This window comes from Mucilaginibacter sp. P2_A4, from assembly GCF_056405015.1.
The window spans coordinates 262,032-284,434 of the sequence record NZ_JBFUCX010000003.1; the positions used below are offsets into that span (position 1 = coordinate 262,032).

Annotated in this window: 18 protein-coding genes; 14 read left to right on the forward strand and 4 right to left on the reverse strand. The window is 43.3% G+C overall.

The features are described from left to right. Positions 1-5 precede the first annotated feature (5 nt). The 7 genes from AC1DYB_RS07715 to AC1DYB_RS07745 all read left to right on the forward strand — a co-directional run bounded on the left by AC1DYB_RS07715 (position 6) and on the right by AC1DYB_RS07745 (position 7,556). On the forward strand, positions 6-1,277 hold the full coding sequence (locus AC1DYB_RS07715; RefSeq protein ID WP_477433754.1) for a site-specific integrase: 1,272 nt from the start codon (positions 6-8) through the stop codon (positions 1,275-1,277). A 425-nt stretch (positions 1,278-1,702) separates the two neighbouring features. Further along, entirely contained in the window at positions 1,703-2,176 is a 474-nt protein-coding gene (locus tag AC1DYB_RS07720; protein WP_477433756.1) for a hypothetical protein, read from the forward strand. Beyond that, the gene (locus AC1DYB_RS07725; protein WP_091209314.1) at positions 2,160-2,708 is read left to right on the forward strand and encodes an XRE family transcriptional regulator; all 549 of its coding nucleotides are present in this window, start codon (positions 2,160-2,162) and stop codon (positions 2,706-2,708) included. The genes AC1DYB_RS07720 and AC1DYB_RS07725 overlap by 17 nt, the downstream gene beginning before the upstream one ends. A gap of 592 nt (positions 2,709-3,300) precedes the next feature. Next, complete coding sequence (locus AC1DYB_RS07730; protein ID WP_477433758.1) at positions 3,301-4,341, forward strand: CBASS cGAMP-activated phospholipase; 1,041 nt, start codon at positions 3,301-3,303, stop codon at positions 4,339-4,341. 2 nt (positions 4,342-4,343) lie between these two features. Then, on the forward strand, positions 4,344-5,339 hold the full coding sequence (locus AC1DYB_RS07735) for a CBASS cGAMP synthase (RefSeq protein WP_477433760.1): 996 nt from the start codon (positions 4,344-4,346) through the stop codon (positions 5,337-5,339). A 7-nt stretch (positions 5,340-5,346) separates the two neighbouring features. Beyond that, complete coding sequence (locus AC1DYB_RS07740; RefSeq protein WP_477433762.1) at positions 5,347-7,104, forward strand: E2/UBC family protein; 1,758 nt, start codon at positions 5,347-5,349, stop codon at positions 7,102-7,104. Next, positions 7,104-7,556, forward strand: coding sequence for a Mov34/MPN/PAD-1 family protein (locus AC1DYB_RS07745; RefSeq protein WP_477433764.1), 453 nt, complete (start codon positions 7,104-7,106; stop codon positions 7,554-7,556). Before AC1DYB_RS07740 ends, AC1DYB_RS07745 begins: the two co-directional genes overlap by 1 nt. A 213-nt stretch (positions 7,557-7,769) precedes the next feature. On the opposite strand, the gene AC1DYB_RS07750 is transcribed toward AC1DYB_RS07745, so the two are convergent. Continuing rightward, positions 7,770-7,928: a hypothetical protein gene (locus AC1DYB_RS07750; RefSeq protein ID WP_477433766.1), complete on the reverse strand. Its 159-nt coding sequence runs from the start codon at positions 7,926-7,928 to the stop codon at positions 7,770-7,772. 22 nt (positions 7,929-7,950) lie between these two features. Then, positions 7,951-11,715 (reverse strand): YobI family P-loop NTPase, encoded by a 3,765-nt coding sequence (locus AC1DYB_RS07755; RefSeq protein WP_477433768.1) that lies wholly within the window; start codon positions 11,713-11,715, stop codon positions 7,951-7,953. Positions 11,716-12,349: 634 nt separating this feature from the next. Between AC1DYB_RS07755 and AC1DYB_RS07760 the strand changes: the two genes are divergently transcribed. The 7 genes from AC1DYB_RS07760 (at position 12,350) to AC1DYB_RS07790 (ending at position 17,764) form a co-directional block, all read left to right on the forward strand. Next, on the forward strand, positions 12,350-12,676 hold the full coding sequence (locus AC1DYB_RS07760) for a helix-turn-helix domain-containing protein (RefSeq protein ID WP_477433769.1): 327 nt from the start codon (positions 12,350-12,352) through the stop codon (positions 12,674-12,676). Next, positions 12,666-12,914 carry a hypothetical protein gene (locus AC1DYB_RS07765; RefSeq protein ID WP_477433771.1) on the forward strand — a complete coding sequence of 83 codons (249 nt, stop codon included), beginning with the start codon at positions 12,666-12,668 and terminating at the stop codon, positions 12,912-12,914. Before AC1DYB_RS07760 ends, AC1DYB_RS07765 begins: the two co-directional genes overlap by 11 nt. Before the next feature lie 176 nt (positions 12,915-13,090). After that, positions 13,091-13,498 carry a plasmid mobilization relaxosome protein MobC gene (gene mobC, locus AC1DYB_RS07770; RefSeq protein WP_477433773.1) on the forward strand — a complete coding sequence of 136 codons (408 nt, stop codon included), beginning with the start codon at positions 13,091-13,093 and terminating at the stop codon, positions 13,496-13,498. Then, positions 13,483-14,754, forward strand: coding sequence for a relaxase/mobilization nuclease domain-containing protein (locus tag AC1DYB_RS07775; RefSeq protein WP_477433775.1), 1,272 nt, complete (start codon positions 13,483-13,485; stop codon positions 14,752-14,754). Before mobC (AC1DYB_RS07770) ends, AC1DYB_RS07775 begins: the two co-directional genes overlap by 16 nt. 3 nt (positions 14,755-14,757) lie before the next feature. Then, on the forward strand, positions 14,758-16,695 hold the full coding sequence (mobC, locus tag AC1DYB_RS07780; protein ID WP_477433778.1) for a conjugal transfer protein MobC: 1,938 nt from the start codon (positions 14,758-14,760) through the stop codon (positions 16,693-16,695). A gap of 201 nt (positions 16,696-16,896) precedes the next feature. Continuing rightward, entirely contained in the window at positions 16,897-17,373 is a 477-nt protein-coding gene (locus tag AC1DYB_RS07785; protein WP_477433780.1) for a MauE/DoxX family redox-associated membrane protein, read from the forward strand. A gap of 97 nt (positions 17,374-17,470) precedes the next feature. Continuing rightward, entirely contained in the window at positions 17,471-17,764 is a 294-nt protein-coding gene (locus tag AC1DYB_RS07790; protein WP_091209353.1) for a hypothetical protein, read from the forward strand. Between the two features lie 43 nt (positions 17,765-17,807). Here AC1DYB_RS07790 and AC1DYB_RS07795 read toward each other — a convergent pair whose 3' ends face one another. Further along, positions 17,808-19,148 carry a RagB/SusD family nutrient uptake outer membrane protein gene (locus tag AC1DYB_RS07795; protein ID WP_477433783.1) on the reverse strand — a complete coding sequence of 447 codons (1,341 nt, stop codon included), beginning with the start codon at positions 19,146-19,148 and terminating at the stop codon, positions 17,808-17,810. Positions 19,149-19,163: 15 nt separating this feature from the next. Beyond that, entirely contained in the window at positions 19,164-22,397 is a 3,234-nt protein-coding gene (locus AC1DYB_RS07800) for a SusC/RagA family TonB-linked outer membrane protein (RefSeq protein ID WP_477433785.1), read from the reverse strand. Positions 22,398-22,403: the final 6 nt, after the last annotated feature.

Consider the following 22,403-nt stretch of genomic DNA (forward strand, 5'->3'; position numbering starts at 1 on the left):
TGAGTATGAAAATCAATGAAAGGGTATCATTATTAGTTATGCTGGAGAAATCCAGGTTGACCACAGATGGCAAAGCGCCGATTTTTATCCGACTTACCGTGGATGGCAAGCGCGCGGAAATGTCTTTGGGGCAAAAAGTAAATCAAAAAAACTGGAATCAGGAAACCGGCTATGTGCGGGGAGCATCTATTGAAGCAAGACTGATCAATAACGCCATCGACGCCGCAACGTTAAAGGTCAGGCAGTTGTATGATCAGTTATGTATCAATGAAGACTATGTTTCAGCTAACATGGTTAAGCAGGCGTACCAGGGGAAACGTGAAAGGGAAAAGACCTTGATGGAAGTTATTGATTTTGTCATTGACCGTGTTAAATTAAAAGTAGCAGGAGACAAACGCTCCCCCGCTACACTAACCAAATGGAACACGGCTAAAGATAAGGTGGTTTCATTCCTTCAATCCGAATACAAAGCTAAAGACATTCCACTAAGTAAAGTCAAAATGTCCTTTGCGGAGGATTTTGTAGATTATCTCACCCTTAAAGAACATATTGGGAATAATACCACTATGTGTTACCTAAAGAAAGTACGTTCTGTGCTAAAAACAGCTGTTGAAAGGGAATGGCTAAACAGGAATACTTTAAGTTCCTACCAATGCTCTTATATAGAGCCCGAAAAGGACATCCTTGACGAAAGGGAGCTGTTTGCCCTTTATGAAAAGAAAATGGCTGTAGAACGATTGGAAGACGTGAAAAATGCTTACTTGTTTATGTGCTTTACCGGCTTTGCCTATAAGGATGCCAGTAAATTAACCCGTGAGCATATAGTTAATTTTTTTGACGGAGAAGAATGGATTGTAAAGAACCGTCAAAAAGTAACAAAAGCAATATGTCGTGAAAGTGTTCCGTTATTGCCAATAGCCAAAGAGATCATCGAAAAATATAAAGACCATCCCTACTGTCTACAAAACGATGTGTTACTGCCCATCAGCAGCAATCAAAAATACAATGCCTATTTAAAGGAAGTTGCCGATATCTGCGGTATCAATAAAAATCTGACCACCCATACCGCCAGGCATACTTTTGCGACAACAGTTACGCTGGCTAATGGCGTTCCTATTGAAACAGTTAGCGCCATGTTAGGACACAAATCAATTAAGACAACACAGATCTATGCCAAGATAGTTGCCCAAAAAATCAGCACTGACATGAGTGACCTCAAGAAGAAACTTATGTTAAAAATGCCTAATCTGCAAAAACTAAATGAATTAGTGGCTTAATGAATGAAGAAAGCTGCGATGGAAAACAATAAAGCCCCGGGATTGCCGGGGCCTTAATTCTTAAACTTGATTACGTTTTTATCGCTAAAAAGAGGCTTTATCAAGCATTACGAAACAAAATTACATAATTTACAATTAAAGTCTGTAAAGCAAAAAAACAAACGTCATTTCCTGCGAATTACCTAGAATTCATTGGTAGTTCCCAGGTTGTGGAAAATCAATTTTTTAACACAAAATGAGCGTTTGTATCGTTTGAGTAAGGTTTTTGAATAACCTGCAAATGTAGCGACCGCGCAGAATAGTTCAATTTTACAGGGTTTTATAAAAAGGAATTTATAGAGCTAATGCCGGAAATGGATGTGAAAAACGAACCGATTAACAATGAAAGTTTACATAAATTGTAAACTTTTTCTTATATTTGCATTATGTATGTAATACATGCCGAGACAGGTCAGAAACTTCAAGCTACTATTAGTAAGCTGGATGCCAAAGAACTTGCTCAAATCAATAAAACGAAACGGTTTGATTTTAATTGGAACAAAGAAAAAAGCTATGAAGTTTATAAATTAATAGCGGCAGGCATTGACGAGCCCTTAGGATTAATGTCATTGGCAGACCGGCCAGATGATATTGCAATTGAAATCAGACTGCTGGCATCATCTTTGGAAAATGTGGGCGATAAAAAGCAATACCAAAGAATTGCAGGCTGTATGATCGCCTTTGCCTGTAGGCAATCATTTATGGCCCAATATGGCGGTTACGTTTGTCTGAAGCCTAAGACTGACCTGAAAGATCACTATCGGGATATTTATGGATTTGAATCCACGAAACTATTTTTAGTAACAGACGGCGCTAATTCTTTATCTTTAATTAAGAAATATTATGAAGACCAGGAATAATAAAAAGCATGAATTAACGGATTTTTCGAAATTCAGTAATAAAGAACTTGCCGAAGCTTTTGTATTTCCATCAAAAGCTCCCGCCACTGAAAAAGAAAAAAAAGAAGAGAAAGAGTTTTTTCAGGAACGCCGAAAAAAATTCGCGAACAGGACACATCAGCAGCAGATATATGATAAATTATTGCAGTTAAAATTTCAATTGGAAGATTATATCAGCAGTAATCAATATCAGGATGTTCTGAATTTTAGTTATTTCTTAAGTGAATATGTGAACAGGCAAGATAAGAAAGATAAAGACTTTGCCGCCGAGATCGATATTAAACCGGCAGTATTAAGCCAGTATCTTAACAATTACCGTAAACCTCCCGAAAAAATTGTTTTCAGGCTGGAATTACATTCCAATGGCATGATTCCGGCGGTGGCATGGTACAAGCTTTTACAGAAAGATAAAGAACACGAAATCATGACAGATTCCAGCAGCAGAACGGAAGAAAGCAAGCATATTAAAAATAAACTGGAATTTGCATATTAAGTTTTTTTCACACAAAAACGTTAAAGGTTGCCAAAAGTAATTTTTTACTACAGTTTTCTGTGTTCACTTGGATATACAGTTAATGATGGGTTTAAGGAAGTAGTGCCTGTTGTTACCAGATTATGCTTTAACTCATACCCTGTCCTTGGGCATAACAATTATAATTATTTAACAAAATCATTGATGTTCGTTTCTATCAAATCAGCAATGGGCTCCTCAGGATAATGTTCAGTTATCCGTTGTCGAAGTAATATAGGTGCGTTTAATGCCGGTAATGGGCAGTCCATACATCGTTAAACTTGGAGTCTTAATTAGCCTATGCGCTGCTATGCTTTTATGTTCGTGAATTGCTCTGTAAATTGGAAAGGCCACTTTGCAACAAGGGAAGTTCATCACAAGATTCAAAATTCCTCAGTTATATTTGGTCCAATTGGTCTTTACATAACACTTATCAAACAGCCTTTTCTTTTAGGCAACATATTTTGAGTGATTATTTTCAACCTCACGAGCACATTAGCAACTTTCGTTTGCTAAAGAAATTGGCAATTTAAAAAAATATCGTACCTTGTAATCCATTAGCTTAAACCAATCAATGGATACCGCCGTTCGAAATCAAAAAACCAAAACTTTTAAAGTTCTTTCCATTGATGGAGGCGGTATAAAAGGTTTATATTCTGCACAAATACTAAAGCATTTCGAGGAGAAGTTTGACTGTCGCATATCCGACTATTTTGATATGTTATGCGGCACATCAACCGGAGGATTGATAGCATTGGCACTTTCTTTGAAGATTCCAGCGGCCGACATTTGCAATTTCTATGATCAACAAGGCCCTAAAATATTTACAAAATTTAAGAATAACATTTTCCTGGGCAAAAGGCTTAACAATGGCACTATTAAGCAGTTGGTGAATGGTGGTAAATTCACGGACACCAATTTAAAGATAGCTTTAATAGATATTTTTGGGCAGAAGCGAATAGGGGAAAGTAACAATTTACTCTGTATTCCAAGTTATAATATAACTGAAGCCCGCCCATTTGTTTTTAAATTTGACCACAAAGAAGGCGATTTAAACCGCGATAATAAGGCGCTGTATGTTGATGTCGCTTTGGCCACTAGTGCGGCACCTACTTATTTTCCAATGGCGCAAATCGACTATTACGATAATAAGCAGTTTATCGATGGCGGTGTATGGGGCAACAACCCAACGCTGGTAGGTTATCTGGAGGCTCTGCAATATTTTGTAGGTAAAAATAAACCTTTTGATAAGCTTAAGATCTTGTCAATAAGCAGCTTGTCGCTCACTGGCGGGAGGCCTACAGGGTTGAAGCGAAACCGATCATTTCTGGACTGGAAAGATGAACTTTTTGAAACATCCTTCACCGGTCAGAGCTTTTTTACGGACTTTTTCATGAGTAAAATAGCCGGCCTTAATGATTTGGAAGTTGATTACGTGCGGATACCCTCGTCAAAAATTTCCAGTTCACAAGAAGAACTCGTTCAATTAGATAAGGCTACCCCAGAAGCCCTGGACTTAATTCGCGGTAAGGGAAATGACATGGGAGACATTTGGCGTAAAAAGCCCGAAATCGCAGACTTTTTTAAACAAGAAAAAATTTATAAAACCAATTAGATATGGCCGATTGTCACGCTCAGTTTGTGGACTTTAATACGGAGATTACTTTAACGTCTGACCGCAAACAAAAATTGAAAACATCAAGAAAAAATTTGCGCGACCGTGTGCGTGATGATTTTAAGGAGAATCATTCAGGGGAAATCAAACCCAAATTTAGTGCCCAGGGTTCCTCCGAAATGAAAACCGGCGTCAATCCTATTCCTCGCGTTATCGACGAGGAAGGTACCGAAAAACGTCTTACTAAATATGATACAGATGATGGTATCTATTTTATTGGCGCTCTTGATCAACGTAAAAGCGTTCAAACATATCACAATTGGGTTTGCAATGCGGTGGACGGTTATACGAGCATTCCGCCGGTGGATAAGAACACTTGTGTCAGAACATTATTTTCGGATGGACACCATATCGATCAGCCTATTTATTTTATGGATGAGAAAGACGACACCCATCCATGGTTGGCGCACAAAAAACATGGATGGGGAGCCAGTGACCCTAAAGAGTTTTACAAATGGTTCAATGCTGAAGCCGATAAAAATAAACAGATTCGCAGCTTGGTCAAGTATCTGAAAGCGTGGTGCGATTATCAGAATTTTGAAGACGACTCCAAGAAAATGCCAACAGGCTTCGTTTTGACCATTTGGGCAGTTAATCACTTCATTGCAGACGATAGGGACGATATTGCTTTAAAAAACTTGCTGGAGAATATCTATACTGAACTTTATGCGAATTTTCAATGCTTGCGGCCAACAACACCTGTGGATGAAGATGTAGTAGACGGTTACAGCTATGAATCATATTTCATGGAAAAATTGAAAAGCTTCCGCGATAGCGCCAAACAGGCGATTAATGAGACCAATCCTAAAAATGCCTGCTATAAATGGCAGAAGCATTTAGGTCCTCGTTTTACCTGTTCGACGGCAAAGGATGAAGATGAGGGGGCAAGAAGTTTTGCTACACCAGCAGTTGTTACCAATAACGCAAAAAGTGCTTAAGAATTAGATGGTTGATTTTGACGAGGCAAGGGCAGCGGCGTTCAAACTCATTGAGAACACCAGGACTGTTGAACAGATTTCTGAAGAAGTAAAAAATAATTCTGGCGGTAAAACCACTAAAACTTTTTGGCGGGTTATTGTAGAAGTACCCGTTGAAGACCAAATCAGGGATTTTACACTGGAGATTTTTTTGAACTACGATTTTCCATTATCACTTCCGCAAATTAAACTTGCAGAATCTGATTATCAGCAAACAAAATACCTGCCGCATGTAGACGATAAAAGATGTATTTGTTTATTTGATCAGGAGACAATCAAACAAAACACTGATGACCCAGCCGGTATAGTCAATGAATGTGTCAATCAGGCCGTTAGGATTTTGGCCGATGGTCTGAATAAGGATAGAGTTGCAGAGTTTAATGATGAGATCATCGCTTATTGGGAAAATAAATACCATAAAGAGGATAATGTTGTTTCGGGTTATATAGGTAGTAATATGTCCTGCCTTAAGCCCGGTAACGTTGCTGCATATTATTTGCAGCAACCCCATGCTAATGCTAACTTATATGTAGGCAATGATGAGGTCGAAACGAATAAACTGATTGAATTCTTCAAATTCAGAGGACACACCTTACAAAACCTTGACGCATTTTACCTTGGTGAGGTAAATGAACTCAATCCGCCTTTTTATTTCACCAATAAATCGTTATTGGAATTTATGCGTTTTCGGTTCCATGATATATGGAAGGAGATAAAAAGTTACCTTAACCGAAACAGTCATTTGAGCAAATTTTTGCTTTTTTCGGTAGTATCGGGCGGACAATCATTATTTTTGGGTTTCTATTGGTATCCGTTAAAAAAAGATTTCAAAGGATGGAGATCGGGTTATCACAGTACTGTCGAGATCATGACCAGTATCATACCGGCGCAGGGCATCACGCGCGTCCGGTTTATTGAGTTCCATCCATCCAGACTTCAGGCCCGTACTGATGGTAAAAGCAGTGATTTTCCGGATAAAAAGTTTATGCTCGCCGGCCTTGGCAGCATCGGCTCTAACTTATTGTTTTATTTAAATTCGTTAATAGTCAGTAAATACATATTGGTAGACCCGGAAATACTTGCGTTGGAAAATGTAAACAGGCATCTTCTATCTTTTAATGATGTCGGTTATTACAAGGTGGATGGCATAGCTAAATATCTCACCCTACAAAACCCGTTCGTGGATATCACAAAAAAAGCAGGGTCAGTTGTCGATTTGGTTCAACGGAATCTTAAAGAGATCAATGAAGTGGATTTGATATTTTGTGCACTGGGCAAAGATGCAATCGAATCATACATTTTGCAGCAATTGGCAGCTGGTCATATTCAAAAGCCGGTATTGTTTTTTTGGGTGGAACCCTACCTGCTTGGGGCACACATTTTGTATATTACACCAAACACAACCTTTACCTTAAAAGACCTGGAGGTTGATGGGTATTTTAAATTCAACATTTTAGCTCCTGAAACCTACAAAGACCCGTCAAAGAAAATTTCTTTGCGAGAGGCAGGTTGCCAGGGCTCATATATGCCCTACGGTAAGGCAGAAATTGTTCGCTTTTTCGCTGCGATCATACCAGATTTATTCAACGTTATACAGACGCCGCCCGATTCAAATCTTGCTATTACCTATGCCGGTGATTTAAATATGGCCGCTAAATTAAATTTGTCTATATCTGATTTGGCAAGCGGTATATCGTCTTACCAAATTCTAATTCAAGCCATTTAATGAGTGTTAAAATAGGACCTTACTCGCTTGTGCTTCATGCGCAGCCCCGGGAAATCTTAGAAAAATATACCCAGTATAATCGCAAAGATCCTGAGGCTGGCGGAATATTGTTAGGGAAGATAATTAATGATGAAATCAATATTTTAAAGCTTTCAGTTCCCACGTCCCTGGATAGGTCATCACGGACAAATTTTGAGCGAAGTAAGGTCGGCGCGCAAATTATTTTAGACTATGAATTTCATAATAGTAACGGTCAAATGACCTATTTAGGCGAGTGGCATACGCATCCCGAACGATTCCCGACACCATCTTATACTGATTTGCATATGCTGAAGGATCAGTTTAAGAACAATAGACTGCACACTGATTTTATTTTACTGATCATTAAAGGTACAGATGGTTTATATATTCGCTTATTAATTAAAGACAGATACTACGAGTGTAAGATATAAGCTGCATTTAAGTAAGCATTTCTGATGTTCTGTTAATCGTTCCATTGTCTATTTTTTTTAGAAAACAATTAAACAATAAGGTGGATATTCCGGACGCCTTGACCAAGTAGTTCCGTAGGATGTAGAGCAACTATTTGTGTAATCGGATTATTAAAGTCATTGTTCTTAGTCAATAAATTGGCCTGATCAAAGTGTTGCGGAATCAACGGTTCGCTATTTCGGAATGAGGTGATCAATGACTCCGGAATATCCACATATCAGCACTGAACCGAAATTCACCAGTTCTTCGAGCCCGGACGCGAATTGTGAGAGAATGGCGGCGACTTCGGGATCAAGCTCTCTTGGAATGAACCCATCTGCTGGTTTCGTCATAATTTTAAAAGGTCTAAGTGGTTCAGGAGCGGGCCACCATTTTAATGGTACCCTTTTCCTCGTCGATGGGATGACTGGTGATATATTCTTTTGATAGGAGCTCGCGGGCGATGCTTATGTTTAAAGGAGTTTTCGGGAATACCGGTCGCTTTCCGCGGTTGAGCCGTTCGTAATCGCCCCCGATGCCGTTCAGCAATTCCCTGATCGTTGCATTATCCAGGCTAGGAAGATTGCGCTCAAAGAGCCGGAGTTTATCCTGTTGGCGGCTTGCTGTGGCAACCAGGGCTTTTAGTTTTTCTTCATCAACGTTCAATTTGTCTGTTTCTACTAATATTTCGCTGATCCTTGTGGCCAGCGGCTCATCGGCTGTTATCATTTCCGCTGTGATGGTCCCGATCAGTTGCAGCTGTTCGGCAGCAGTCATATTGCCGGTTCCCAGCAGCAGCAGGAGGTCGTGATTGTCCAGTGCGAAATCATCGGTGGTATCCAGAAATGAATCAGGCGAATCTAGCAACAAATAAACGTGCAACTGGTAGCCTTTCGCCTTCAGCCGGTTAAAATTGGCCGGGTTGACGGCTAACAGCCCTGCGTCAATGATCGCTTCGATCTTGTCTGCTGCGATACTTGTAATATCAAGATCACTATACGCCCTGTCGAAAGCTTGGAGCAGCGAACGGTAAGGTCCGATCACAAATTCATCAAAGCTGATGAGGGCAAGTGTGAGTTTATCGGTCAGTGCTTCCGGGTAGCGGCCGTCGGGTGTCAGTAAAGTCTTGCCCAGCTCAGCGGCATTTGCCGGCCAATCCAAAAATTTGAGCAGATGGCTGTCGAGGACTTCTCTGGTATGATAATAATAAAGCACATTCTGCCAGGTTGCCTTGACCTTATTATAGCTGTCCAGCAATAGCGGGTAGAGTTCGGGGCTTTCCACTGCCTCCAGATCTGTGATAAGAACTGACTCTTTAGCGATGAGCTGTTTTTTCTGTTCAGTGGTAAGGTCTTCTTCATTCAATAAATTGATGACATCTTTTTCGGCATCCAGTAGCTCCCCGGGTATTTTCAGTAAGACACGGTCCACATAGACGCTGATCTCCTGGTCTATGTAATTAACAAGCGGCTCACAGTCGGAGGACATGATGGTAGAATAATTCGCGCTGGCCAGTTGAGTAATCTCTATGCTTGCCTTGTTCCGGGCATTGATGATCACGACAATGTTTTCCCTATTCAGCACATAATGATCACCGGTATAAGCCAGTTCGAACAGTAACTCAGTTTCCATGCTTGCGTTCAGCGTATCAAATTGTATCTCCAGTTTTGCTAACAGCGCCGCCATCCTGATCTCGTTGATCTTCGGCAGGAATCCGGCTACGAGGTCAAAATGGCTGTCTATGTATTGTTCTAATTCATGGTTTACGTTAACAGCAGTAATGTCAGCTTCGTTGCAATACGCCAGTATCAGCTTCAAAAACTGGTTGATCTGCGCCTCATTTCCCGGAGAGGAATAAAAAGAAAAGATAGCGGGCCATTGCTTGCAGAGCAACTCGACGAATAAGGGTATTTGCGTCCCAGCCTTTATATATTGGTCGATAAATTCAAGGCCCCGCTTACTGCCGTCATGCAGTTGGGCGATCACGCGGTCGCCAGGCAAGGTGTATTGTTTCCTGCTTTTCAGAAGTGCGTCCAATAAACCGATGTTCAAAACCGCCTCACGCTCAAAATCATAATCGGCCAGCATACTGATCACGCCGTCCGGCTTTTCAAGCACATATTCAAAAGGAAGGGCAATGCGGTCGTTGACATAGGTCAGGAACTTCATATCCGGCCTGCCGATGCTGCCAGGATAGAAATAGGAGATCAGGTAAGGATAGGAAGCATCGATAAAACCTTCCCAAAGCAGGTACCTCAGCAGGCGGTTCTCTTTTTTGCTTTCGGCGATCGCGGGAAACTCCTCCGGTTTCAGCCGGATGATCTCGGTCACCGAATAGGCATTCACTTTTGCACGGGCGGCATTTAATTTCGCGAGTTCAACGGTTAGTTTACTCAGCGCATCGCCCGTTTTTCCCCTCAGGAATTGTTCCCGCTCTTCGTAGGTAGCACCGGGAAAAACCTGCGCTTCTACGTCTTCAAATTTATAGCGCGCCCCGTTTATGCCGCTTTGGTGCCGCATATATTGTACATTCTTGCCGGTTTTCAGGATGGCAAAGAGGGCATCGCTTTGCAGGTCGGTGTATTTGGCGCGGTCATTATCAAAGTAAAAGTAATTGAAGTCGGGTAAGAGATCAATAATGCCCTGTATGTAGGCGGCGCGGAGTTCTTTGATATTGGAGGGCAGTATCGATTGAACCGCCTCGAGCTGCCTTTTCTTTTCCGCGATCTGCGTATCAAAATCGGCAGCAAGGGTTAAGCGTACCGATTGCGCGTGGGTAAAGATATCATACACCATACCTTCTTCCTCATGCAGGTCGGCAAAGTCATGCGGATAAATATTTTTGTAGGCGATCATGGCTAGCAGCTTGGTTTGCCGTTCCGGTGGGATAATCAGCGTTTCTTTGTACAGCATCAGCTCATTGAAGATGTTCTTGAGCACGCGCATATCATCAATATAGAGAGTGATCGAAGTAATAAAACGTGGGTTGACGTTAAAACCGGCGGCATCGAGCTTATCCTTCAGTTTTTGAAGCGAGTTCGACCAGTTGATCACCGGGATCACCGGAATGATAAAATCAAAGAATTTCGTCCGGGTTCGATCATCGGGAAACATGTTATCGCGGATCGCGTAGACAAAAATGATACGCCGCCGCACCTGGCCCGAGTTGTTGAGCAGTGTGTTCAGTTCCCGCAGTTTGGTAAAGATCTCCGGGTCGTCAAAGCGGTCCATATCCTCGATGAATACGACGTTAAAGGCTGTAACGCTGAAAAAATAAACCAGTTCGTCCAGGTATTTGTTGAGTATGGAGGCTTCGCTCTTGGGATTGATCTCGATCTCGCCGCTGCTGATGTTCAGTTTCTTGAGGCCTGTGTTCCTGAAAAACCTCACAAGCGCACCGATGAGCCAGATCAACCCCGGTAAAAATAAGGCCATCAGCAGTAAAAACCAGGCATCGGGGTAGGCAGTGCTGAAGTCTTCCAGCATACTAAGCCGGGCTGTTTGTTTCGGAAAGACAAACATGATCAGTGAAAACAGAAAAGCAAGCGTGCCGCCCACAAATAAGCGCAGATCGGCAGGTGCCAGGCTACTGATCCTTTTAAAACGGGAGTCCGGAATCTCTGCTTCATTGACATGATAAAAGATCTGCTGTAAAATACTGAGCTCGATCAGCTGCTGTGCCTCGTTCTTGCGTTGTTCCTGATGCTGCTGAACAGCGTCGGCCGTGTCGCCCTCGGCTTTGACCAGCGCCGGTAAAGGTGGCGGAGGAGGAGGCGGATCACCGGCCTGGTGATCGGAAAACGAGGCCAAGGAGATATTCAGGAACTGGAATTGACCAGCGTAGGTTTTGCGAAAGGTTTCCAGGATACTGCTCTTGCCCGATCCGTATGGCCCGGTAACTGCCACATTATGGATCTTGCGATTTCCTAATGCCCAGCGCAATGCTTTCAAATAAGCTTCGGATTGCTCAGCCTCGTCTACCGGCGCCAGGTCATCAAATTTCAGCGAATTTTCGACCGGCGGTATCTCTTCGATAACAGGTTCGGTTTGTTGCTCCCGAATGATATAGATTGCCAGAGGCAGAATCAGTGCGATGGTAACGAGGATGCTGATCCAATTGAATTGCAGGTATAATAACATGAAAGGCCGGTAATATGGAATTGAAATTTAAAGATATGGAAATAAAATAGTTAGTTTATTGAACAAATCCGTAATATTTGAAAAAAGGCGAGCTTGAAAAATAACTCCTATGGACAGCTTGAAAAACTGTATTAAAATAATAAAATCAATTTTCATGATTACTTCAACAAGTATCGCCACTATGGGTCATCAAAACACACCCGCTATTTTTCAGCGAACAGGGCAGCCCGCTTTTCACTAGAATATCTTTTTATTTAAAGACCAGGATCGCCATGGACAAGCATATACAATCATTACGTTAATTGTACTAATTCATTAAAAATACTATCATCCCTTTCATCTCAACAATGATGTTGATCTTTGACTACCCTGTCAAAACGGCTTTCTGATATACAGGTAGACTTTACAGATCTCATTCGGTTATTACCCATAAAGTTGAATTGATTTAGGGATATTGTGACAAATAAGCTCTTACAACAGATAACTATTTATTATCTCGTAAAGCGCGAATAATCGGTCAGGCTTTATTGGGATAGAAGGTGCAAAAAAAAATATTTTGCTCTCCGACATCCCATTACGTCGGACATTCCCGACCTTTTCCTTGCCCAACTTTGCCTCATCAAACACCAATACGATGAGCGCAACAGATCAAAAACAAAAACTCGGTGGTCATACCCAACTATTCGGCGAACAACTGGTCACCCAGAAAGACCTCCACGAATTTAAAAACGACCTGCTGTTAGAGGTCAAAAAAAGCCTCAAAGAAAATGCCGGTCAACCGACAAAAAAATGGCTCAAGACTCACGAGGTCCGAAAGCTTTTAGGCGTATCCATTACCACCTTGCTTACGCTCCGCATCAATGGCATATTGCCTTATTCCAAGATTGGCGGCTGCCTCTACTTCGATTATGAAGACATTCTGAAAGTCATGGATCAGCACAAGCGCCATCATGCCTATTAAGATGATTCCGGAAAACAAACCAGGTTGCGGCGGTCAGGTACCGCCAGCCTGGGAGCATGTGCTCGTCTTTTTTGACCAGGCAGGTTTCGAAGAAACCGAGGCGTATAGCTTCTTTTACCATTATGAAGAACTCCAATGGAAAGGTCTTAAGGGAGGTCTGATCCGCAACTGGAAAACCAAGGCTAATGAATGGATCTGGGAACTTAAACTACAACATCCCTATCTGCGGTTCAAATAAACAAGCTTAATCAAAAGACTCCGGTTGCGGAAGCGTAAACGAAGTCCGAAGGACGCAAAACGCCGCGTTAGCGCGTTTAGCGAGATGTATTTTTGATTACATCAAAAAGTAATCTCGCCCTTCGGGGAGGTTCCAATCGCTCCGAAGTCGCATTAGAAAAACTTGATCAAATCGATATGGGCAGAAGAAAAGCAAACCAACCGGACGACAACCTGACCCAGGTGATCATGCTAAGGGTTACCGAAAATGCCTGGCGGAAACTGGAAAACATCCGGCTGAACAGTGACTGTCAAACGGTACCCGAAGTGATCCGCCGTATCCTGGAAAAGGACAAGATCATCTATTATCATAAAGATGCTTCAATGGATGCACCGATGGAAGTTTTGATCGGGATACAAAAAGAACTGAAAGCTATTGGCAATAATATTAACCAGATCACCCGGCAGTTAAACGGTAGCATCAGCGAAGGACAGCGCTGGAATCATGTGAAAAGGGCCGCGGTATACTATAAGCAGGTAGATACCAAAGTTAGCTTGCTTTTATCATTGATCTCTCAACTGGCAAAAAAATGGTTGCAAAAATAACCATCGGAAAAAGTGTCCGGGGCATCCTGAACTATAATGAAAATAAGGTCAAGGAAAGCCAGGCACAATGCATTGCCGCAAGTAATTACGGCGTGGAACATGATGAACTGAATTTTTACCAGAAGCTGAACCGGCTGGAGCATTTACAGGAAAAGAATGGTAGGGTTAAAACCAATTCTGTGCACATTTCACTCAACTTTGATCCGTCAGAGCAAATGAATCACCGAGCCTTGACCGAAATAGCCGGAAGTTATATGGAAAGGATAGGCTTTGGCAACCAACCTTATTTGATCTATGAGCACCGGGATGCAGGTCATCCTCATGTCCATATTATTACAACCAACGTGCAGGAAAATGGTAAGGCCATCAGTCTGCATAATATTGGCAGGGAACGTTCGGAGCCGGCCCGAAAGGCGCTGGAACTGGAATATGGATTGGTACAGGCGGAAAGCCGCTCCCAAAAGCAGATGCTGGGTTTAAAACCATTTCCGGTAGAAAAGCTGCAATATGGTCAGACTGAAACAAAAAGGGCCATTACCAATATCGTGAACACAATTATCCGGCAGTACAATTTTACTTCATTGGCTGAATTGAATGCCGTGCTCAAACAATATAACGTGGTTGCTGACCGGGGAAATGAAAACACCCGGATGTATCAGGGCAAAGGACTTGTCTATAATGCTACAGACGATAGTGGTCAAAAGCTTGGTGTTGCCATTAAAGCGAGCGCTATCTATAACAAGCCTACGCTAAAAAAACTTGAACAACGGTTCCAGAAAAACCAGCAAAGCCGCAAGCTTTATAAAGAAATACTAAAGGAAAGGATAGGCAAAGCCCTGAGCAATCAACCTAAACTGAGCAGGAACGACATGCAGTACCTGCTCAGAAAAGAAAATATTCAGGTGATGTTCAGGAAGAATAAAGAGGGGCAGGTTTATGGTATTACTTATATCGATCAGTTTAAAAAGTCTGTATTTAATGGCAGCGACCTGGGTAAGGAGTACGCCGCTAATGCCATCAACCAGCGCCTGGTTGCAAAGGATCAGATACAACAATCAAAGCAAATACTGAGGCACACACAACAAATGGCGCCGGCACAATACCCGCAAATTCATCAAATTACCCAGGAAGAATATACACCAAGCTTTATAGCAGAACTATTGCAGGGCCGCAGACTGGATGACTATATCCCTGGACAGTTAGTTAAAAAGCGTACACGTAAAAGAAAGCAAGTCCAACACCAACGAAAAAATTAAACCATGCAAACCGGGGAAAACGAACAGGGCTTACGCCGTATTATAGACTTTATCAGGCTGGTCAGTATCCTGGTATTGTCCATTCATTTTTACATTACCTGCTATAATGCGTTTTTGAAGTGGCATCTTAGTGCGTCAATCATAGACCGGGTTATTGATAATTTTGTTCAACTGCCTGTGTTTGCAAATAAACTCTCGGCTAAAGGGGCATCTTTATTATTGTTGGTGGTTTCCCTCATTGGAGCAAGAGGACGTAAGGATGAAAAGATCCGGCTGAAAAACGCCCTGTCCTATATCGGTATTGGTCTGCTTTTATTCTTCGGCAGCCAATTTTTATTGCTGTTGCCGGTGTCCGTATTGGTAAAAGCTTCGGTTTATATGGGGACAACTACTTTGGGATATATCCTGGTACTTAGTGGTGGAACCCATATTGCACGGATATTAAAGCTGCGGTTTCAGCAGGATGTTTTTAATAAAGCAAATGAATCCTTTCCCCAGGAGGAACGGCTTTTGGAAAATGAATACTCTGTCAACTTACCGGCTCGTTACCATCTCAAAGGGAAAGTCCGCAAAAGCTGGATCAATATCATTAATCCTTTCCGGGGATTAACAGTTTTAGGTACGCCCGGTGCCGGGAAATCCTATTTTGTGATCCGGCATATTATAGATCAGCACATTCGCAAAGGGTACAGCATGTTCATATATGATTTTAAGTACCCGGATCTGACCATGATAGCTTATAATACCCTGTTGAACAACTTGCATGCTTACAGCGTCAAGCCACAGTTTTATGTGATCAATTTTGACGACCTGTCCAGGTCGCATCGGTGTAATCCGCTCGATCCGGGTACGATGGATGATATTACCGACGCTATGGAAGCGGCCCGAACAATTATGATGGGCCTGAACCGGGAATGGATACGCAAACAGGGCGATTTCTTTGTGGAATCGCCTATTACCTATGTCACGGCTATGATCTGGTATCTGAAGAAATATCGGGGTGGCAAATATTGCACCCTGCCACACGTCGTGGAACTGATGCAGGTGGAATATGCCAAACTGTTTGCAGTACTCAGGAAGGAAAGAGAAATTGATGCATTGATCAATCCTTTTATTTCCGCATTTGAAAATGACGCTATGGATCAGCTGGAGGGGCAGATCTCCGGAGCCGGTATCGCCATGGCACGGCTTTCATCCCCTCAATTGTATTATATTCTCTCTGGCAATGATTTTACGCTGGATTTGAATAATCCACAGCACCCCAAATTGATCAGCCTAGGGAATAATCCGCAGAAGCAACAGGTCTATGGCGCAGTGCTCTCCCTATATATCACTAAAATGATTAAGCTGGTCAACAAAAAGGATCAGTTAAAGTCCAGCCTGATCTTTGACGAGTTCCCGACGATCTATTTTAACGGCATTGACACACTCATGGCAACTGCCCGCTCCAATAAAGTAGCAACAACATTGGCGGTGCAGGATTTTAGTCAGTTGAAACGCGATTACGGCAAGGAACAGGCTGATGTGGTCATGAATATTTCCGGTAATGTGATCAGCGGGCAGGTATCCGGCGAAACAGCCAAAGCCCTATCCGAAAGATTTGGTAAGATCATGCAGGACAGGCAGAGTACCTCAGTTAATAGCAGTGATACCTCGGTAAGCTACTCTAGTCAGCTGGATGTTGCGGTGCCTGTTTCGACCATCGCCTCGCTCTCCTCGGGTGAATTTGTCGGAGCAGTAGCCGATAATCCCGAACAGAAAATTGAGCTCAAGGCTTTTCATGCAGAAATTATCAACGATCATGAAGCAATCCGAAAGGAAGAAGCGCTTTATCAGCCTTTGCCTTTATTAAGAACCGTAACGCCTGAAATGGTCAAAACGAATTACCTGAAGATCAAAATGGATATCGAGGACCTGGTACTGGAAGAGCTAAAAAATTAAAGAGAGGTGATCAGGGGGAATATTTAGATGGTAATGATGGGGTTAAAACGTGTGTTCACCTCGTTTTCCCCCTGTTAAAACGAATATCTTGAGGGTAAATGACAAATTCGGGTCGCTTTTCTTGTTTTTGACACCCTCCGTTTTACCCCTGTTTCTGTCTTTCCTGTATCGCTTACTTTGTCTTACACGTAAGACCATACCTTGAAAAACAAATTAAACGCATTAAAAAAAAAGCCAGCCACGCAAACCATTTCCGAGGTCATTGTGTGCCTGGTAATCTTATTGTTTGTATATGCTGCGGTAAGTAAACTGGCGAACTTTGATCTATTCCGCCGCCAGATGCTCATCCAGGTTTTTCCGCTTTGGCTGTCTTCGATTTTAGTTTGGGCCATACCCCTTGCTGAATTGATCGCAGCCATCATGTTATTGTTTTCAAATACCATGCAAAGAGGGCTTTATTTATCCTGTCTGCTAATGACGGTTTTTACCGGCTATATCTCCTTGGTGTTGCTTCATGTGTTCAAAAAGGTGCCCTGTTCCTGCGGTGGTATTCTTCAGAATATGGGCTGGGAAACACACCTTATTTTCAATGCAGTTTTTTTAATACTGATCATAATGGCCATCATCCTTAAAAAGAAAGGAGGTTTAGTGACAAAGAGGAAAATGATCAAACTTTAGTTGGTGTTAAAGTAGCATTGACAGAAACCAGGAGACGCGAAAACCTGTATAAAAGAGTAAGCATTAATATTATTTGTCATTATTAAATTTATCAAAAATGAAAAGTTCAAGAGTATTATTTTTTGCCCTGGCCCTGGTATTGGGCATGGGGAATACATTGGTAAGTAAAGCAGCAAAACCGGTTAAATCTTCCTTTGCCGCTGTATGGTGGGATTACAACGGCACACAAACGCCGGCCCAGCTGAACGACCCGGCTAATTATTCGTTCAGTTCGACGGAGCCCGTTTGTTCTGCCGGTTCATCAAGGTGTGCGATTGAAGCCGACAGAAGCACCGGTAATCCCAATCAACCCAACCTGGCGACAATCGTTCTGGAAAAGGTTAAACCGTAATACACTGCAATGCAAAAGGCTGATTTTCTCAGCCTTTTGTTTTTTAGTTTTGTGCTATTCCCGTATTGTTGATCACATCCTGAGGGATAGGCCAGGTATACCGGGCATCATCAGGCATCAGTATATATTTATGGCCATTTACACTTTTTTCTAAAGTCGTCTGATAAGCCGGTTCTTTATTCAGTCTCCTCAGATCGGTCCATCTTAACCCCCTCAAACATAACTCTCTTCTCCTTTCCAGCAAGACCAGTTTCAGCGCTTCGCCGGCATCATTAACAGCGAATGGTTGGAACCCTATTTTCTGATAACGGTTTTTCTTTAACGTATTCAGGTCCGCCAGGCAAGCCGCGGTATTGCCTGCCCGGGCATAGGATTCGGCGCGGATGAGATACATCTCGTCGGTTGCTGTACCACTAAATAATATAATGCTGCCGTCATAACTGCCGTTGAAGGTGTAATAGGGTGTTCCGTTAAGTGCTTTAAAGAACAGCTTTTTACGCAGGTCGCTGGCTTCATATGCGGTATACAAGGTGGTGTCCACAAGATATTTATTAGGCAGCAGCATAGCTGTTGGGAAAACAATTGCATAGGAGATCACTTCATCATTGAAACGGGTAAAGGACGGTGAGGGCGTCGATGTAACCTGGTTGTAGTCTAAAAGTTTGGCGTTTAGCTGAAGGCAGGAATCCGCATACAGCCCGGCCTTGTCATATAACCGCATGCTTAAATAGGTCCTGGCCAGCATGGAATAGGCCGCCGCCTTTCCCGGGCGGATTTTCGTAGGAACGTCCACGGGTAGGAGCTTTGCTGCCATGTACAGGTCAGTTATCATTTGGGCGTAACTTGCCGCGACCGTTGACCGGACCGATTTGGTATTCAGATCTGCGGTATGGCGTAAAACGATGCCGGGATCGGTATTAGCTGTCTGGGAATCATATGGCTTGCAGAACTCCTGGGCCAGCTGGTAATAGGCGGATCCCCGAAAAAAGGAAGCCTGCCCTTTGATATTAGACCATTGGTCCGTTTCATCACCATACTTACTCACCCCTTCGAGTGCGATATTACTGATGTAAACAATATTGTAGGATAGCGACCAGTCATTCCTGGCATTGTCATTGAATACGTTTCTATCCCAGATATACGCATTACGTTCCGTGAGTGTTCCGGTCGCATAGGTCTGATCGGTAACGAAACCTTCATCAGCCCCTGCGGTGCCTGCGAACGGACTACCGGGAGACAGGTTATTAGTATTGTTCAATATCGCCTGAAAGTCGCTCGCGGTGACCGGTACCTGTAATACCGATGAGGGTTTGACCTCCAGTTGTTTTTTGCAGCTGAAAATAGGAATGATCAGCAGTATCAATAAGGTATGTTTTTTTTTCATGAGTTTGTTTGATGATTAGAAGTTGGCTTTAATGCCCAGGGAAATGGTTCGGGGTGGCTTTACAGAATAAGGGTAGTCGGGATCAAGGCTCGTTTTAGTTGCTTTCCAAACCACGCCAAGGTTGGCCGCATACACATAAAATCCCAGGTGTTTGAAAGGCATGCCTTTAAGCATTTGCTGGTCGAGGTCGTAACCAAAGGTCATGTCCTGCAGGCGGATATGGTCGCCCTTTTCTACATTGGCTGACGACGAATTGTAAAAGGCATCCCGCTGGCTGTTCGCCGGGTAGGCCAGCGAAGGGACATTCGTTGTTTTTTCATCGCCCGGTTTCTGCCACCGTCTCGCATAGTCGCCGCTAAGGGTGTTCCAGTTATTAAATAGCGCGGTATAGGAAACAGCGGAACGAATAAAGTAGTAGTCCAGTTTGTAGCTGAAGTTGACCGAAAGGGAGAATCCCTTGTAATTAAATGTATTCCGGAAATTGCCATAATATTGTGGTACAGCTGGTCCGCTGTATTGCAGATCACCGACTTTGGTGTTGTTCAGGATATCTGCGTAGTCTTTGCTGACTTTTCCATCCAGGTATCCTTGCGGGTCGCCTGTTTCCGGGTCAAGGCCGGCCCACTTATAAGTGAGTATGGCATAGAGCGGTTTGCCCACAATAGGGGTAACGCTAAGGCCGTTGGCCACGAAATTGGCACCATTGTCCGAATACTGGTAATATTGTGTTACTATATTTGAAGTATGGTTGAATAACAGGTCGGTCTGCCAGTTGAAATCACCTTTCAGGTTATTGGAATGCAAATTGATCTCCAGTCCCTGACCTTTCATTGCCGCCACATTGCCTTTATACTGGAAAAGATTCGTCGCGGGGTTCAGAACCCCTGTGGTCTGGTCAAGAGGTTGAAAACCGATCAGGTCTTTGCCGTTCTTCCGGTAGTACTCTACCGAACCTGTTATTCTGTTTTGCAGCAGGGCGAAATCAGTTCCGATGTTGAGCGTACCTGTTTTTTCCCAGCGCAGGCTTGGGTTCGGTGGGTTGACCACAATCGCATAGGTTTGTTTTCCTAATGAACTTAAACCGACATACCGGATGGTGGTCTGTGCGGCAAGGGTGTTATCCACGTTGCCTCCGTAACCGTAGGTCAGCCGGAATTTAAGATAGGGTAACCAGCCGATATGATAAAAGTCTTCTTTACTGACAGCCCAGGCGGCACCCCCGGCATAAAGAGGGACGCCCTTTTGGTTACTTTCCACGCCAAACAGATTGGATTCATCCTTTCTGGCACTCAGTGATAGCGAATACCGGCTGTCATAGTTGTAAACTACGTTGGCATAGTAGGAAAGATTGTAGTTCCGGCGCGTCTCAAATTGATTGATGTAGGGTATCGTATTATCTATATAGTAAGAATAATTGGATAAAAAATAGCTGGTCTTATAATCAACCGGCTGGCTGGTTTGCATATCTGCATTGTAACCGTAATCTCCTGATAAACGATATCTGTTTTCGTCCGTCCGGTACTCATAGCCGGCCAACGCGGTGAGTTGATTTTTGGCCCAGTCCTTTTTATAGTTCAGTTGCAGCCGGAGACTATTGGATATTAGCCGGTTGTCGGACGATTGCAAAATACCGCCGAGTGGAATGGGGAGGGTCAGGCTGCCGTTGGCATTCGTCTGGGTATATTGATTGATCAGGTTACGGGCGAAATAGCTGTCTTTCCCATATAGTTGACTGCCCTGGGTCTGTGCTGTTTCCAGCTGGTATTTAGCTTCTGCTTTAAGTCCCGGTAACACCCGGTATGTAATACCTGTATTGAATAGGAGGTCGGTCAGGTCCGTACGGTTACTGTTATTTTGGTAGTCAGTTAAAGGATAATAATCCCAGTTTTGAAAGCCTTTGGCTTCTGCATCCTGTTTAAAAGACTCCCGGTAATCCTTGAGCACAGGCAAGGCATTTCCCCGGGCATCAGCCAGGCTGGCATAGGGATAAATACTTTTACTGTTTCCGGTGATTAGCGAGGTGTAATCGTCCCGCCCTGCAATGGTTTTGCTATTGGTCAGGTAAGCGCCAACATCGATCTGCAATTGCTCGGTTGGATAAAAGCTGTTATCAGATCGCAGGTTTAAACGTTCATAGGTCCCACTCAGCGCGCTCAGGTTATGGTCATAACCCGCAGAGAAGACGAAGGCCGATTTTGTGCCCCCGCCGCTGATTGTTAGGGCGTATTGCTGATTAATACTTTGCCGGAACCAGTATTTCTGGAGATCTTTTCTGACGTCTTGTTGCTTATAGGCATTGATCTTTTCATTTGCCTGCGCCGTGCTGATCGTGCCGTCACGCTGTGCGATCAATGTCTCTACCGCAGGAGAGATGGGCGCGTGCAAATAGGAATTTTCATCATCCGAATAAAAGTCCTTACTAAAAAGCATCTTTTCCATATCAACAAAATCAGCAGATGACATTCGCGGGAGGTAGAACATGTCCGGATTGGCAGCCATAGTAGCATTGGCATTAAAACTGACAGTAAGGGCCTGGTTCTTCCTTCCCTTTTTAGTCGTGATCACGATCACGCCGTTACTTGCGCGGACTCCCCATATCGATGCTGCCGCAGCATCTTTCAAAATGGTAATACTTTCTACATCATTGGGATTCAGGTTAGATATATCTCCGTTATAGGGAAAGTTATCCACGACGATGAGGGGGGAGGAGTTGGCGAAAAGCGTACTTCTCCCCCGGATATTGAGGGTGTTTTCCTGCCCGATACGTTTATCAAAGGCGATACTGCTTACTCCGTCCAGCCTGCTCAGCACATCGGTTCCCGTTGCCCGGTTGATCAGGGAGCTGTTGATTTGTTCAAATGAGCCTGTAGCTTTTTCCTGGGACAGGGTCTGGTAACCTGTTGAAACAACTTTAATCTCGCCTACCTGCTGAACTTCGGGCCACAGGCGGATATTGATAAAAGAACCGCTGTAAATGACCACTTCCTGGTGAATATAGCCGGGTTTTGCAAAGATCAGGGTATCGGAAACGTGAATGTTCTTTAATGAGAATGAGCCGTCTGTGCCGGTGTGTGCCTGGACGTTTTTTCCCTTCACACGGATTTGTACTTCGTTTAATGGCTTGTTACCAATATCATGCACAACGCCATCGAGCTGGTCAAGGTTCTTTCCGTTGCTTTGCGCATTGGCTGGTAAATGGAGCAAGAGGCAACAACATGTCAATAGGATATTTATATACAGGTATTTCATTTTTTA